Raw genomic sequence first — 14,158 nt, forward strand, 5'->3', positions numbered from 1 at the left:
ATAAAACGCAATAAAATGTACGGAAAACTGAAAAATCATCTTCAAGATGAACTACAAGACATAAAAAATAATGGACTTTATAAGGAAGAACGCATCATAACTTCCGCGCAAGGTGCAGAAATTACTTTAAATACAGGAGAAACTGTTTTAAATTTTTGTGCCAATAATTATTTAGGCCTTTCCTCGCATCCAGAAGTTATTCAAGCAGCTAAAGATACCATGGATACTCACGGGTTTGGAATGAGTTCGGTTCGATTTATCTGCGGCACCCAAGATATTCATAAAACGCTAGAGCAAAAAATCGCAGATTTTTATCAAACCGAAGACACCATATTATATGCTGCAGCTTTTGATGCTAATGGAGGGGTTTTTGAACCTTTGTTAGGTGCAGAAGACGCCATTATATCAGATTCATTAAATCATGCTTCCATAATTGATGGTGTTCGATTATGCAAGGCCGCAAGATATCGCTATCAAAATAATGATATGGCAGACCTAGAAAAGCAACTTATTACAGCCAATAAAAATAATGCTCGATTTAAAATAATTGTTACAGATGGTGTGTTTTCAATGGATGGACTTGTAGCTCCATTAGATAAAATTTGCGATTTAGCTGAAAAACATGAAGCCTTAGTAATGATTGATGAATGTCATGCCACAGGTTTTATAGGCAAAACAGGTAGAGGTACTCTTGAAGAAAAAGGCGTTTTAAATAGAATAGACATTATAACCGGTACATTAGGAAAAGCTTTAGGCGGTGCTATGGGTGGTTATACTACTGGTAAAAAAGAAATTATCGATATGCTACGCCAACGCTCAAGACCATATTTATTTTCAAATTCATTAGCGCCCGCCATTGTTGGAGCATCAATAAAAGTATTTGATATGTTATCCAATAACACCGAGCTTAGAGATACCTTAGAATGGAATACTAATTATTTTAAAAAAGGTATGAAGACTGCTGGTTTCGATATAATAGATGGAGACTCTGCAATCGTTCCTGTTATGTTATATGATGCCAAACTCTCTCAAACAATGGCAAATATGCTATTAAAGGAAGGAATTTATGTTATTGGGTTCTTTTTTCCAGTAGTTCCAAAAGAAAAAGCAAGAATTCGTGTGCAACTGTCGGCAGCACACACCAAATCACACTTAGATAAGGCTTTACAAGCCTTTATAAAAGTAGGTCAAGCCCTTAAAATTATCTAAATTCATTCTGAACTATCGACGAACTGCATAAATCTTCTATTTTTTTATATATTTGTCTTTGTTAATAACATTTAACAACTTACTTTTGTTCACAATTAACACTTAAAAATTAAACTTTTGAATATGAAAAATCTTAGCAGATTATTGTTCGCTATGTTGCTTGTACTTGGTTATAGCAACGTAAATGCGCAAGACCAAAACAATCCATGGCAAATCACCATTGGAGTAAACGCAGTAGATGCCTACCCAAATGGAGATGGTGGTTTATTTAGTGAAACTATTTTTGATGAGTTCGGTAATGTAACTGATCACTGGAACATTTTACCATCATTATCAACGATCTCTGTATCGAAGTACTTAAGCGATGGTTTCTCTTTTGGGCTTACTGGATCTTTAAACAAAATAGATAAATGGGGTGATAAAAGCTCAAATCCTGATGTAACTAACAATGTTAGTGATTGGTCATACTACGGTGTAGATGGTACAATCAAATATAACTTCTCTGAAGGTCACACTTTCGATCCTTTCGTAGGACTTGGTGGTGGTTACACTTGGGTAGATGAAATTGGAGCTGGTACATTAAATGGTACTTTAGGTTTCAATGTTTGGTTCAGTGATAACATCGGTTTAACTGTACAAACAGCTTACAAACATGCTTTCGAAGATTATTTAGATACACATTTCCAACATACTGCTGGTATCTCTATCAAATTTGGTGGAACTGATACTGACGGTGACGGAATATATGACAAAGATGATGCTTGTCCAGATGTTGCTGGTTTAGAAGCATTCAACGGATGTCCTGATACTGACGGTGACGGAATTGAAGATAGTAAAGATGATTGTCCTAACGAAGCTGGTTTAGCTGAGCTTAACGGATGTCCTGATACTGACGGTGACGGAATTGCTGATAACAAAGATAACTGTCCTACAGTTGCTGGTTTAAAAGCTTTAGCTGGTTGTCCTGATGCTGACGGTGACGGTGTTACTGATGCTGACGATAAATGTCCTAGCGAAGCAGGTCCTGCTGCTAACAATGGTTGCCCATGGCCAGATAAAGACGGTGACGGTGTATTAGATAAAGATGATAACTGTCCAGATGTTAAAGGTACTGTTGCTAACAATGGTTGTCCTGAAGTATCAGAAGCAGTTCAAAAAACTTTAAATGAGTATGCTAAAACTATCTTATTTGATACTGGAAAATCAACTATTAAAGCTCAATCTGCAGCTGTATTAGCTGATATCATTGGAATTCTTAAAGAATACCCAACTGCTAAATTTACAGTAGAAGGTCATACTGATAGTGTAGGTAGCGAAAAATTAAACCAAAGATTATCTGATTCTAGAGCTAATTCTGTAAAAGAATATTTAGTTGAAAACGGAATTGATGCTTTCAGACTTTCTGCTCTTGGATATGGTGAATCAAAACCAATTGACACTAACAAGACTAGATCTGGTAGAGCTAATAACAGACGTGTTGAAATTAACTTAGCAAAATAAGCTAAAGAAAATTTTAAATAAATAAGTTTACAAAAAACGCTTCGGATATCCGAAGCGTTTTTTATTTTTATAAAACTTACAGCGAAACAAAAATGAATCAAACAAACAGTTACTTTTTAACTTTATCAAATTATAAAAATTAACTAGCATGACAACATTCATTTTTGAGGTTTTAAAAGAATTAAAAAATAATAACGAAAACCTATCTGAGCTAACCTTTGTTTTGCCCAGTAAAAGAGCTGGATTATTTTTAAACCATCAATTATCTCAAGTTGTAAATAAAACCATATTTGCACCTCAAATTTTAAGTATTGAAGAATTTGTAGAAGAATTATCTCAACTAAAATCTATATCTAATACAGAGCTTTTATTCGAGTTTTACAATACCTATTTACAATTAACCAAAAAAGAAAGTGCCGATTCTTTTGAAACGTTTTCAAAATGGTCTCAAATTTTACTGCAAGATTTTAACGAAATTGATCGTTATTTAATTCCACATAAAAATATTTTCGATTATTTAAGTGCCATTCAAGACTTAAAACATTGGTCGGTAGAAAAAAATCAAACCGAATTTGTCAAAAACTATATCTTATTTTGGAATAAACTTCACGCCTACTATACACATTTTACAGATTCGCTTTTAAATAAAAAGATTGGATATCAAGGTTTAATTTACCGAGAAGCCGTAGATAATCTAGAAGCTTACATACAAAACAACGCAGATAAGAAACATGTTTTCATTGGCTTTAATGCCTTAAATACAGCTGAAGAAACGATTATACAAGAATTATTACAAAATGATTTAGCTAAAATTTATTGTGATATAGATAAAGTATTCATGAATAATCAAAAACATGATGCAGCCTTATTTGCAAGACAACATTTAAAAAACTGGAAGTACTTTAAAAACAATCCTTTTAATTGGAATACCGAAAACTATACCAAAGATAAAAACATATCAGCTATTGGAATTCCTAAAAATATAGGTCAGGCTAAATACGTAGGTTCACTTTTAAAAAAGCTTCAACAAGACAATGACTCCTTGAGCAATACTGCGGTAGTTTTAGGCGATGAAAATTTATTAATTCCGGTCCTTAATTCGCTTCCTGAAACTATTCAGGCTTTAAATATTACGATGGGATTTCCTTTAAAATCTATCCCATTGGCTTCGTTATTCGACCACCTTTTTCATTTACACAAAAACAATACTAATACATTTTACTTCAAGGATGTTATTAATATTGTATCACATCAATTTATAAACCCTCTGTTTCTGTTTGATGGTATAGATTATGCTTCAAAAATTATTGAAACAATTGATAAGAACAACCTAGTTTATTTAGACAAACATCGTTTAACAAAAATAGCTAAACCCTGCAGTAACATTATCGAGTTATTATTTTCAAATTGGGAAAACTCTATGGTTTTAGCTTTAGAAAATTGTTCAAAGCTTATTCTAAGCATCAAATCTTTGTTGGATAATAATAAAAAATCGAACCTATTAACTTTAGAATATGTTTTTCGTTTTAACGAGCTCTTTAATGAACTCATCAGATTAAATTCCGAACACGAACATATAAAAGATATTTCAACATTATATAGTATTTACAAAGAACTTTTAAGCAGTGAAACTCTAGATTTTCAAGGAGAACCTTTACAAGGTTTACAGCTTATGGGTATGCTAGAATCTCGTGTTTTAGATTTTGAAACGGTAATTATTTCTTCTGTAAATGAAGGCATATTACCTGCAGGGAAAAGTAATAATTCTTTTATTCCGTTTGATGTTAAACTAGAAAATAACTTACCTACATACAAAGAAAAAGATGCGGTATATACGTACCACTTCTACCGACTTTTACAGCGCGCTAAAAATGTATACATTCTTTACAATACTGAAGCCGATGTACTAACAGGAGGCGAAAAGAGTAGATTTATTACACAACTGGATTTAGAGCCTATTCATAATATCAATCATCAAATAATTACGCCTCAAGTTCCAACTATTGAAACTCAATTAAATGTCATTACAAAAACAGATTCTTTACAGCAACAACTTGTAGTACTGGCAAATGAAGGATTTTCACCTTCATCTTTAACTAATTATATCAGAAACCCCATTGATTTTTATTATCAGAAAGTTTTAAAAATAAAAGAGCACAATGATGTTGAAGAAACTGTTGCTGCAAACACACTTGGAACTGTTGTACACAACACTCTTGAAGATTTTTACAAACCTTTTAAAGGAAGGCTTTTAACTGTAGATGATGTAAAAAGTTTAAAACCCAAAATACAGCAAACCATAACTTATCATTTTAAAAATGAATACAAAGAAGGTGATATAACCAAAGGAAAAAACCTGATTATTTTTGAAATTGCCAAACGTTTTGTTTCTAATTTTTTAGATTTAGAAATTCAAGATTTAAAAGCCGGCAACACCATTAAAATCATTGAAGTTGAAGCAGAAAATAATGTTTCAATAGAAATTCCTGAACTTGATTTTCCTGTTAATATTAAAGGAAAAGTAGATAGGATTGATGAGTACAACGGCATCACTAGAATTATCGATTATAAAACAGGAAGTGTTCTAAAAGGTCAAGTGGCAGTGCAAGATTGGGAAGATATCACTACCGACTATAAAAAGTACAGCAAACCTTTTCAAGTACTAACTTATGTATACATGCTTAACAAAGCCAATAAAATAAACTTTCCTGTTGAAGCTGGTATTATATCTTTTAAAAACCTAAGTTCTGGATTCATAAAATTTAATGAGAAGAATGGTCATGGTACTTTGATTAATGATAATACGCTTAAAGCCTTTGAAGCCCAATTAACAAACCTAATATTAGAAATTTGCAACCCTAAAATCGATTTTGTAGAAAAAGAAATCTTGTAGTTATGACTATTTTAAAAAACATATTAATTTCTGGTAAACATAATCGCCCTATTGTAACCGATTTGTTTTTCAAAAATGATGGAACCATGAAGCCTATTGTTATTTTTTGTCATGGATATAAAGGTTTTAAAGATTGGGGCGCTTGGGATTTAATGGCGAAGTTAATTGCTGAAGCTGGATTCTTTTTTATAAAGTTTAATTTTTCACACAATGGCGGAACCGCAGAACAACCCATTGATTTTCCAGATTTAGAGGCCTTTGGAAACAATAATTACACAAAAGAACTTGACGATCTAGAATCGGTAATTAACTGGATTTGTTTGAATGAAAGTTACAAAACCGAAGCTAATACCAATAATATCAACTTAATTGGGCATAGTAGAGCAGGAGGTATTGTTACTATTAAAGCTGAAGAAAATCTTAAAATAAAAAAAGTGGTAAGTCTTGCTGGTGTTTCAGAATTTGGAAAAAGAACGTCTACATCAGGAGATTTAGAACAATGGAAAAAAGATGGTGTAAAGTACGTTCTAAACGGACGAACAAAACAGCAGATGCCACATTTTTACCAGTTTTACGAAGATTATAAAGCTAATGAAGAACGGTTAACTATTGAACGTGCTGTTTCTAATTTAAAAATTCCATATTTAATTATTCATGGTGATGCAGATACTAGTGTAGTTATTGATGAAGCCTATGATTTAAAAAAATGGAACCCGAATAGTTTATTCAAAGTAATTAAAGGTGCTAACCATGTTTTTGGAGCTTCTCATCCATGGAACAAAAACATATTGCCTCAAGATTTAAAAGATGCTTCAACTGAAATTATTACTTTTTTGAAAAATAAATCCTGAGCTCGCTCTAAAACTATTCTAGCTAACATCTTTTATACTATACATTTTATTACTACATTGAGTTGCTAAATAAAATTCATGCAATTAGAATCCCTAATACTTCAATTTAAACAAAAAGACGAAAAAGCTTTTGAAACGCTTTACAATATGTATAGCGAAAGTATGCATGGGGTTATTTATAATATTGTGAGAGATGAAGCTATAGCCGAAGAGGTTATGCAGGATGTGTTTGTAAAAGTATGGCACAAATCGGCTACCTATTCTGCTGAAAAGGGTCGTTTTTTTACATGGATTTTAAATATTGCACGTAACGCTGCAATAGATAAAACACGTTCTAAAAATTTTAAGAATACAAAACAAAACCTCAACTCCGATTTTTTCGTAGATATATTACAAAACCAAGATAGTTTAGAGAATCAAACCGATGCTATTGGCATAAAAGCGTTTGTTTCTAAGCTTGCGAAAAAATGTATTGAAGTTATTGAACTGTTATATTTTAAGGGATATACACAGAAGGAAGCCTCAGAAACATTAAAAATGCCAATTGGCACGATTAAAACAAGAAATAGAAATTGTATAAACGAGCTTAGAAGTTTACTAGAAGTTTAAATGGATATAAAAGCATACATAGAATCTGGTATATTAGAACTATACGTTGCAGGAGCCCTTTCTGAAAAAGAGAATGAAGAGGTTTACGCGCTTATGCTTAAACATCCCGAAATACTCACAGAAGTTCAGAACATAGAAGCTTCAATAATTAAACTTACAGCTGCCACAGCACCTCAAGGTTCAAAAAACATATTCAATTCTATAAAAGAAAGTCTAGATTTTAACGATAACGACAATAAGGTCATTCCTTTAAACAAGGGTAAAACCAATTGGTTTAACTATGCAGGTTGGGCTGCATCTATCGTTCTGGCTGCCGGTTTATTCTGGGCAACTTCAGAAAATAACGAACTAAAATCTAAAATAAAAATTGCCGAAACTAACGAGCAACTCTTAGAAGTACAAATAGAAAACGCAAATAATAGCTTAACAAAGGCTAAAGAGCTTATTTCTGTACTTAGGGATAGAAATATTATTTCTGTTCCGCTTGACGGTCAACAAGTGTACCCTGAAGCTTATGCTAAAGTATATTGGGATAAAAATTCTAATAATATTTATTTAGATGTTCAAGGTTTACCAACACCACCAGAAGGTAAAGTTTATCAAGTGTGGTCGTTAACTTTAAACCCTCTAACACCAACGAGTTTAGGTATTCTTGATGACTTTAATACCGATGAAAACAAGATTTTCGTTATAGAAAATGCGAATGCTTCTCAAGCATTTGGAATTACTTTAGAACCTGCAGGAGGAAGCGAATCGCCAACGTTAGAGCAACTCTACACTTTGGGTGTGGTTGATACAGCTTCGTAATTTAATTCTCTTTTCAATTTATTTAGATACTGTCGATGCAGAAGAAAACGAAAGACATTCAAGCCATAATACTGGTTGTGATTGTGATTGCCGAATTACTTGTTTATAATTCTGAACTTCGTTTTACCCTAGCGAACACGTATACCATTGCACTTCTAAATTTAATAATGTGCGTCGGATTTGTTTTCTGGTATTCAAAACATTTAGGCATTCGATTATTACTTACTTTGGTTACAATTGTAATTGTTTTCATTATTCTGTTCTTTGAATTTGTTCGAGATTTTTCGCAATCTGAAAACTTGCATAAATCTTGGGTCATAAATAATTATGAAATTGTATATGCTAATCAAGAATATTTTGCTGGACCTGGAAGTGAAGCCTATTTAAAATTGAAAAGAACATTCGTTTTTGGGATGTTTAATAAAGACATTGAAGTAATAGATGTTGACTCAACTTTCTTAAAATTGGGATTGACAGACTGTATTGTAGAGTTTACATCTTCAAAATTGAAATTTGATTTATGTGAACGTAAGCAACTAAAATAAAAAAGAATGCGCCTGTAATCATTACAGACGCACTCACAATCAAACCAAACTTCACCAAAATACTTCAAATAAATCCCCTAAATCTAATTGAATGTAAATCAATAATCACTTATATATTTTTAATTTTATCTTCCATTAATGGCCCCAATTCAAAACTGCTTTCTAGTAATTCCTGTTTTAATTTCTTAGCTTTTTTTACATGACCAGCCGCTTTATAAACTTCAGCTAAATGATATAAAGCTTCAGGCTCATAAGTCTTATTAACCACGTGGTTCTCCATAACCTTTAAAGCTTCATCAATAGCTCCACGATTAAAATAGGTCCAAGCTAATAAATCATAAGATTGTGGTGTAGGTCTATTATCAATCTCTGTTTTAGCTACTTTTAAAGCTTGCTCTATTTTAATTTCATCTTCGGCATATAACTTCGCATTATGCGCATTGTACATACTGCCATAATATGGATTTTTTACAGCTTCGTGATATAATTCAATCTGCGCATTCATCATTTTTAAATCGCCTTTATATTCGGCTATTTCAGCCTTTAATAAATGATAATCTGGCGCATTGTAAGTTGTTGTTGCCATATTCAAAATACGAAGGGCCTCGTCTGGGTTTTTCTCATGCGAATAAACAATCCAAGCAATTCCTTTTTTAGCATAAGCATCATCAGGATTTAATTCTAAAGCTTTTAAATAGTGAACGTACGATGCCTTAATATTACCAGCATGACCATAATAATCGGCTAAATTGGTATATGTCCATTGTTTCATTCCGGAAAGATTCGAAGATTCAGCAATCTTTTTGGCTTGCTCCATATATTTTATGGTAGCATCTAAATTTCCGCGATAGTCTGACCATTTAGATAATCGAATTAAATAATCGAAATCTGTATCGTTTCTAAACGTTTCTAAATATGACTTTGCCAGATCATAATTTCCTAATTCTAAATGCACATCAAAAAGCATTTTTTGGGTTGCTTGTAAAGTTTCGCCAATAGCTTCAGCTTTCTTTAATTGTATAAATGCTTCTTTAAACTTATGCTGTGAAATATAATTTCGGGCTAAAGCTCTTAAATACCCAACCTTTGAGTAGTTGGTCTTTTCATTGGCTTCAATTAAATATTGTTCTGCTTTAATTAATGCATCAATGTTGCCTGTTTTATTAAATAAAAGAGATTGAGATGCTGCTGCCTTTGCTAAATAAGGAAACTGTTGAGGTTCTTTTTCTAGCTTTTTTTCCCAAAAATTAAAGTCTTCCTCAGCCAATCGCAACATCTCGCTCTCAGTATTTTGTAAATAACTATTGTAATCTTCTACATGTGTTATTTTATCTAAATTTTTTGTGCAGCTTGATAAAATGAAAATAAAACCAAGCATTAGGAGTATATTTTTCGTTTTCATGATTCAATATTTTGATTAGTTTGAATTGTTTTGTTTAAAATATCAGAGTATGCGCTTATTACACATACTCTGATGAAGGGCTTCTACCATGGTGAAGCCAGATATGGAAATGAGGTCAAAAAAGGTTTATCGTTTCCATCTACATTATCATTTGATAATCCAGGATTTTCACTAAAATCTTCTCCGCCAAAAATTAATAATAGTTCAACTGTAATAACATCATCGGCTAATGCGCGACCTGTTAAAACATTTTCCCCATCATAAATAGTGGTTTTTCCGTCTAAGGAAACATTTAAAACATCTGTTGCTAAAAGACCCGTAAAAGTTGCGGCATCTAATCCTAAAGCGTTAGTGTCTCCTTCGTTAGCGTAAGCAGGACTTAGCGCAGTTAAATTCGCTTCGAACATGCTTTGAAAAGCGGCGTTTTGTTGAGAAGGCGGTGTAATGTTAAACATATCTTTACTAGAAGCTGAAACAAACACGGTGTTTACTGCAGGTCTTCCCATTTGATCTTGTTGTACATAAGTTCCAGAAAAATCTGGTTCGTATGCCATGAAATCATTGTTATCGTCATTATTTGAACAGTTAAAAGAAATCATTGAAACCGCTAATAGCATCGTTAATATTTTTATATTTTTCATAATTGTTGTTTTAAATTGGTTAATCTTATTTTCTTTTAGTTTCTACCCATGTATTTATGGTTCCCGAACTACCAATCATTGATTTTGGCACTTCTACAACCACAGACATCACATTACTTCCAGCAAAGGTGTCGCTCCCAGGGTCGTTAAAACTTGAGGCATTACCACCAATAATGGCACTATACTGTGCGAAGTCCATAAAAAACGGATCGTCTCTTGGGCCTGCAAAAAAGGACATACCATTATTGCTTGCTACAATAGCAGAAGACCCATACAAACTAATATCTACGACTCCTGTAGCCGAAGCGTTTGTTAAAATAGTACTGTTAATTCCTGTTGACGTTGGAGCTGAAGGACCGAAGAAATACATTTTTCCTTGTCTTGCAATAGCTTGGATAACTAAGTCTTCCACATTATCACCTGTGTTATCAATGTTAAATTCGATTAAAACATTTTCGTCAAAACTTGCAGTTGCCGTTGCAGACGGACTTAATAACCCTTGTACATTGGCAACAAATACTAAATTTTCTGTGTTTTCACCTTGAAAGGCATAAAAATCAGTAATATCGCTTGTTCCTCCTTGAACATCTGGTGCATCAATATGATCTGCTGCTACCACAAAAAATACGGCTAGTGCCAGTATTCCAATTCCTAATACATTTTTAAATTTTTTCATAATTTTTGAGATTTAATTAATAATTTTTCACTTGTGCCAATACCTACGAAGAAATGATAAAGTGGGTTTTGTTAAAGTTTTGTTAACAAGAAATAATTAGGACAGGAAGTCTGAAAAAATCCGAGCTTACAGCCCGTCAATAATAGAGAGATAGAAATTTTTTGATGCGAAGAATATCTTCAAAAAAACTTTGAAAAAAGTGGAAAGCCAAAAATTAAAACAAAAAAAGACCTTCAATTTCTTGAAAGTCTTTTATTGATGTGGAGAAGATCGGGCTCGAACCGACGACCTCTTGACTGCCAGTCAAGCGCTCTAGCCAACTGAGCTACATCCCCAATACTTTATTTTAATCCACTTAAAACCAATACAGGAATACGACTGTAGAAATCTTTTTTAAGAATTGTATTTTTTTCCCATTTTTTAGCAAAAAAACCACGTTTACGTCTTACAACACATAACATATCTGGGTTATGCGATTGAAAATGTTCTAATACCCCTTGGAAAGTTGTAGGGTTTTCGGTAGTGGTAATATTGTTCACTATAGTCTTCAAATCTTTATGTAATTCAAAGTCGCCTTCTTTATGAAATGGTGTTTTTACCAATAACAAATCTGTTGTTGCCTTAAATTTATCTTTAATGGCTATTAGAGGTTTTAAAACGCCTTCTTTTTTTATTATAGCCGATTTTACTGCCATTAATATGTTTGAGATAGCCGAAAACTTATAGCCCTCTGGAACAATAAGTGCTGGAACATCCATTTGCTTCACAATCTTACCAGAAGTTTTTCCTAAATACACTTCATCTTTAATAGAATTTGTTCTAGGTTCAATTAAAACCAAATCAACATCAGCAGCTTTACATGCCAATTCTAATGTGTCAATAAGTTTTCCTTTTAATGTTTTCACTATTACCTCAACACCTTTGGTATCTATTTGTGAAACCAAATCTTCTAAAAAAGCCTTACTTTCTTTTTCAATAATTTGGTCGACCTTAATCATAGTACCAGCCTTGGTATAAACATTATATACTTGAACTATAAAAAGTCTTGCTCCAAATGCTTCTGCAAAATCAACTGCATACTGCAAATGGCTAACCGCATTTTTTGATGATCCTACAGGAACTAAAATATTATTCATACCAAAAATTTTAAAGCTAAATTTACAATAAATTTGAAGCAAAAGTAAACATTTTAATGATTCGTAAAGCAACTATAAACGATATAGATTCTATAATTGAAATTACAAAGGCCTGTGCCGCTCATATGATTTCTAAAAATATTTTTCAGTGGAACGAATATTATCCCAATAATCTGGCTTTTACCAAAGATTTACATGAGGATGAACTGTATGTTTTAGAGCTCAAAAATAAAATTATAGGAAGCATAACTATTTCAACATTTATGGACGAAGAATATATTCCAGTAAATTGGTTAACACCTAACAATAATAATATTTACATTCATAGGCTAGCTGTTCATCCTAATTATCAGGGTAAAGGCTATGCGCAACAACTTATGCAATTTGCTGAAAATTATTCCAAAGAAAACAACTATGCTTCTATTCGGTTAGACACCTTTTCGCAAAACAAACGAAACCAAAAATTTTACGAACTTCGCGGATATAAAAAACTAGAACCTATATATTTCCCTAAACAAAGTGAACATCCTTTTCACTGTTACGAATTAGTCTTTTGAGCGCAACCATTAGTTTAAAACATATCAACAAACTTGCTATTCCAGCTTTAATTGCGGGAGTATCAGAACCCGTATTATCCTTAACCGACGCCGCTATTGTTGGAAATATTGATATAAATGCCACCGAATCTTTAGCAGCAGTGGGTATTGTTACCACTTTTATGTCAATGCTTATTTGGGTATTAGGACAAACCAGAAGCGCCATTTCATCCATAGTTTCGCAATATGTTGGAGCAAATAATTTAGACGATATTAAAAATCTGCCTTCGCAAGCCATTTTCATTATTACATCGCTTAGTATTCTTATTATTTTTAGCACATATCCATTTGCAAGACAAATTTTTAAGCTTTACAATGCCTCAAATCTAATATTAGATTACAGTATCGATTATTACAAAATACGTGTTTTAGGGTTTCCATTTACCTTATTTACAATTGCAGTTTTTGGTGCTTTTCGCGGGTTGCAAAACACCTTTTACCCCATGATAATAGCTATTATTGGGGCAGCGTCAAACATCATTCTAGATGTTATTTTGGTTTATGGGATTGAGGGTGTACTAAATCCAATGCATATTAAAGGCGCTGCTTATGCCAGTGTTATCGCTCAGTTATTAATGGCAATTTTTGCAGCGGTTTATCTTCTTAAAAAAACCGATATCCCTTTAATTCCAAGCTTTCCATTTAATCCTGAAATAAAACGATTTATTTTAATGATTCTAAATCTATTTGTTAGAACTATAGCGCTAAACGTAACACTCTATTTGGCAAGTGCCTTTGCCACAAGTTATGGCGCAGAATATATTGCAGCCTATACCATAGCCATTAATTTGTGGTTTTTTGGTGCTTTTATTGTAGATGGTTACGCCAGCGCAGGTAATATTATTTCTGGCAAGTTATATGGAGCAAAATCCTTTAAAACACTGATAACATTAAGTAATAAACTTATAAAATATGGCATTCTAATTGGCATCTTTTTAGGTATTTTAGGAGCCGTATTCTATTATCCCATTGGGCGTATTTTCACAAAAGAACCCGAAGTGTTAAATGCCTTTTATCATGTATTCTGGATTGTATTAGTCATGCAGCCACTTTGTACCCTAGCTTTTATTTTCGATGGTATTTTCAAAGGTCTCGGTAAAATGAAGTACTTGAGAAACGTGCTATTATTTTCAACCTTTTTAATTTTCATACCTATATTATTGTGGTTAGATAATTTAGGTTATAAGCTTCATGCAATTTTTATAGCCATAACATTCTGGATTATAGCTCGAGGTATTCCTTTAATCATAAAATTCAGAAAAATATTTATACCGCTAGCACAAAACAATTAAC

At 32.7% G+C, this 14,158-nt stretch carries 13 protein-coding genes and 1 tRNA gene; 9 read left to right on the forward strand and 5 right to left on the reverse strand.

What is annotated here, in order from left to right; all coding sequences use genetic code 11:
* The first annotated feature begins 15 nt into the window (after nucleotides 1-15).
* From kbl to O5O44_RS01000, 7 genes are all read left to right on the forward strand, one after another.
* Nucleotides 16-1,209, forward strand: coding sequence for a glycine C-acetyltransferase (gene kbl, locus O5O44_RS00970; protein ID WP_289195368.1), 1,194 nt, complete (start codon nucleotides 16-18; stop codon nucleotides 1,207-1,209).
* Nucleotides 1,210-1,332: 123 nt separating this feature from the next.
* Complete coding sequence (locus tag O5O44_RS00975) at nucleotides 1,333-2,709, forward strand: OmpA family protein (protein ID WP_026009969.1); 1,377 nt, start codon at nucleotides 1,333-1,335, stop codon at nucleotides 2,707-2,709.
* A gap of 148 nt (nucleotides 2,710-2,857) precedes the next feature.
* On the forward strand, nucleotides 2,858-5,602 hold the full coding sequence (locus O5O44_RS00980; RefSeq protein ID WP_289195369.1) for a PD-(D/E)XK nuclease family protein: 2,745 nt from the start codon (nucleotides 2,858-2,860) through the stop codon (nucleotides 5,600-5,602).
* A gap of 2 nt (nucleotides 5,603-5,604) precedes the next feature.
* Nucleotides 5,605-6,453: an alpha/beta hydrolase family protein gene (locus O5O44_RS00985; protein WP_289195370.1), complete on the forward strand. Its 849-nt coding sequence runs from the start codon at nucleotides 5,605-5,607 to the stop codon at nucleotides 6,451-6,453.
* A 78-nt stretch (nucleotides 6,454-6,531) separates the two neighbouring features.
* Nucleotides 6,532-7,062, forward strand: coding sequence for an RNA polymerase sigma factor (locus tag O5O44_RS00990; protein ID WP_289195371.1), 531 nt, complete (start codon nucleotides 6,532-6,534; stop codon nucleotides 7,060-7,062).
* Nucleotides 7,063-7,869 carry an anti-sigma factor gene (locus O5O44_RS00995; protein WP_289195372.1) on the forward strand — a complete coding sequence of 269 codons (807 nt, stop codon included), beginning with the start codon at nucleotides 7,063-7,065 and terminating at the stop codon, nucleotides 7,867-7,869.
* A 35-nt stretch (nucleotides 7,870-7,904) separates the two neighbouring features.
* The gene (locus tag O5O44_RS01000) at nucleotides 7,905-8,414 is read left to right on the forward strand and encodes a hypothetical protein (protein WP_289195373.1); all 510 of its coding nucleotides are present in this window, start codon (nucleotides 7,905-7,907) and stop codon (nucleotides 8,412-8,414) included.
* A gap of 109 nt (nucleotides 8,415-8,523) precedes the next feature.
* Here the strand turns inward: O5O44_RS01000 and O5O44_RS01005 are convergent, their stop codons facing one another.
* The 5 genes from O5O44_RS01005 to O5O44_RS01025 all read right to left on the reverse strand — a co-directional run bounded on the left by O5O44_RS01005 (nucleotide 8,524) and on the right by O5O44_RS01025 (nucleotide 12,269).
* On the reverse strand, nucleotides 8,524-9,816 hold the full coding sequence (locus O5O44_RS01005; protein ID WP_289195374.1) for a tetratricopeptide repeat protein: 1,293 nt from the start codon (nucleotides 9,814-9,816) through the stop codon (nucleotides 8,524-8,526).
* Nucleotides 9,817-9,899: 83 nt separating this feature from the next.
* Nucleotides 9,900-10,457, reverse strand: a complete 558-nt coding sequence (locus O5O44_RS01010) for a DUF4331 family protein (protein ID WP_019386874.1) — start codon at nucleotides 10,455-10,457, stop codon at nucleotides 9,900-9,902.
* Nucleotides 10,458-10,482: 25 nt separating this feature from the next.
* Nucleotides 10,483-11,133 (reverse strand): DUF4331 family protein, encoded by a 651-nt coding sequence (locus tag O5O44_RS01015; RefSeq protein ID WP_019386875.1) that lies wholly within the window; start codon nucleotides 11,131-11,133, stop codon nucleotides 10,483-10,485.
* Nucleotides 11,134-11,394: 261 nt separating this feature from the next.
* Nucleotides 11,395-11,468, reverse strand: a tRNA-Ala gene (locus O5O44_RS01020).
* Nucleotides 11,469-11,474: 6 nt separating this feature from the next.
* Nucleotides 11,475-12,269 carry a universal stress protein gene (locus O5O44_RS01025; RefSeq protein WP_289195375.1) on the reverse strand — a complete coding sequence of 265 codons (795 nt, stop codon included), beginning with the start codon at nucleotides 12,267-12,269 and terminating at the stop codon, nucleotides 11,475-11,477.
* A 56-nt stretch (nucleotides 12,270-12,325) separates the two neighbouring features.
* On the opposite strand from O5O44_RS01025, the gene O5O44_RS01030 reads away from it, so the two are divergent.
* Nucleotides 12,326-12,826: a GNAT family N-acetyltransferase gene (locus O5O44_RS01030; RefSeq protein WP_289195376.1), complete on the forward strand. Its 501-nt coding sequence runs from the start codon at nucleotides 12,326-12,328 to the stop codon at nucleotides 12,824-12,826.
* Complete coding sequence (locus tag O5O44_RS01035) at nucleotides 12,823-14,157, forward strand: MATE family efflux transporter (RefSeq protein ID WP_289195377.1); 1,335 nt, start codon at nucleotides 12,823-12,825, stop codon at nucleotides 14,155-14,157. Before O5O44_RS01030 ends, O5O44_RS01035 begins: the two co-directional genes overlap by 4 nt.
* The last annotated feature ends 1 nt before the right edge of the window (nucleotide 14,158 follow it).

It is taken from the genome of Algibacter luteus, from assembly GCF_030344935.1.
In the GTDB taxonomy this organism is placed as follows: Bacteria; Bacteroidota; Bacteroidia; order Flavobacteriales; family Flavobacteriaceae; genus Arenitalea; species Arenitalea lutea.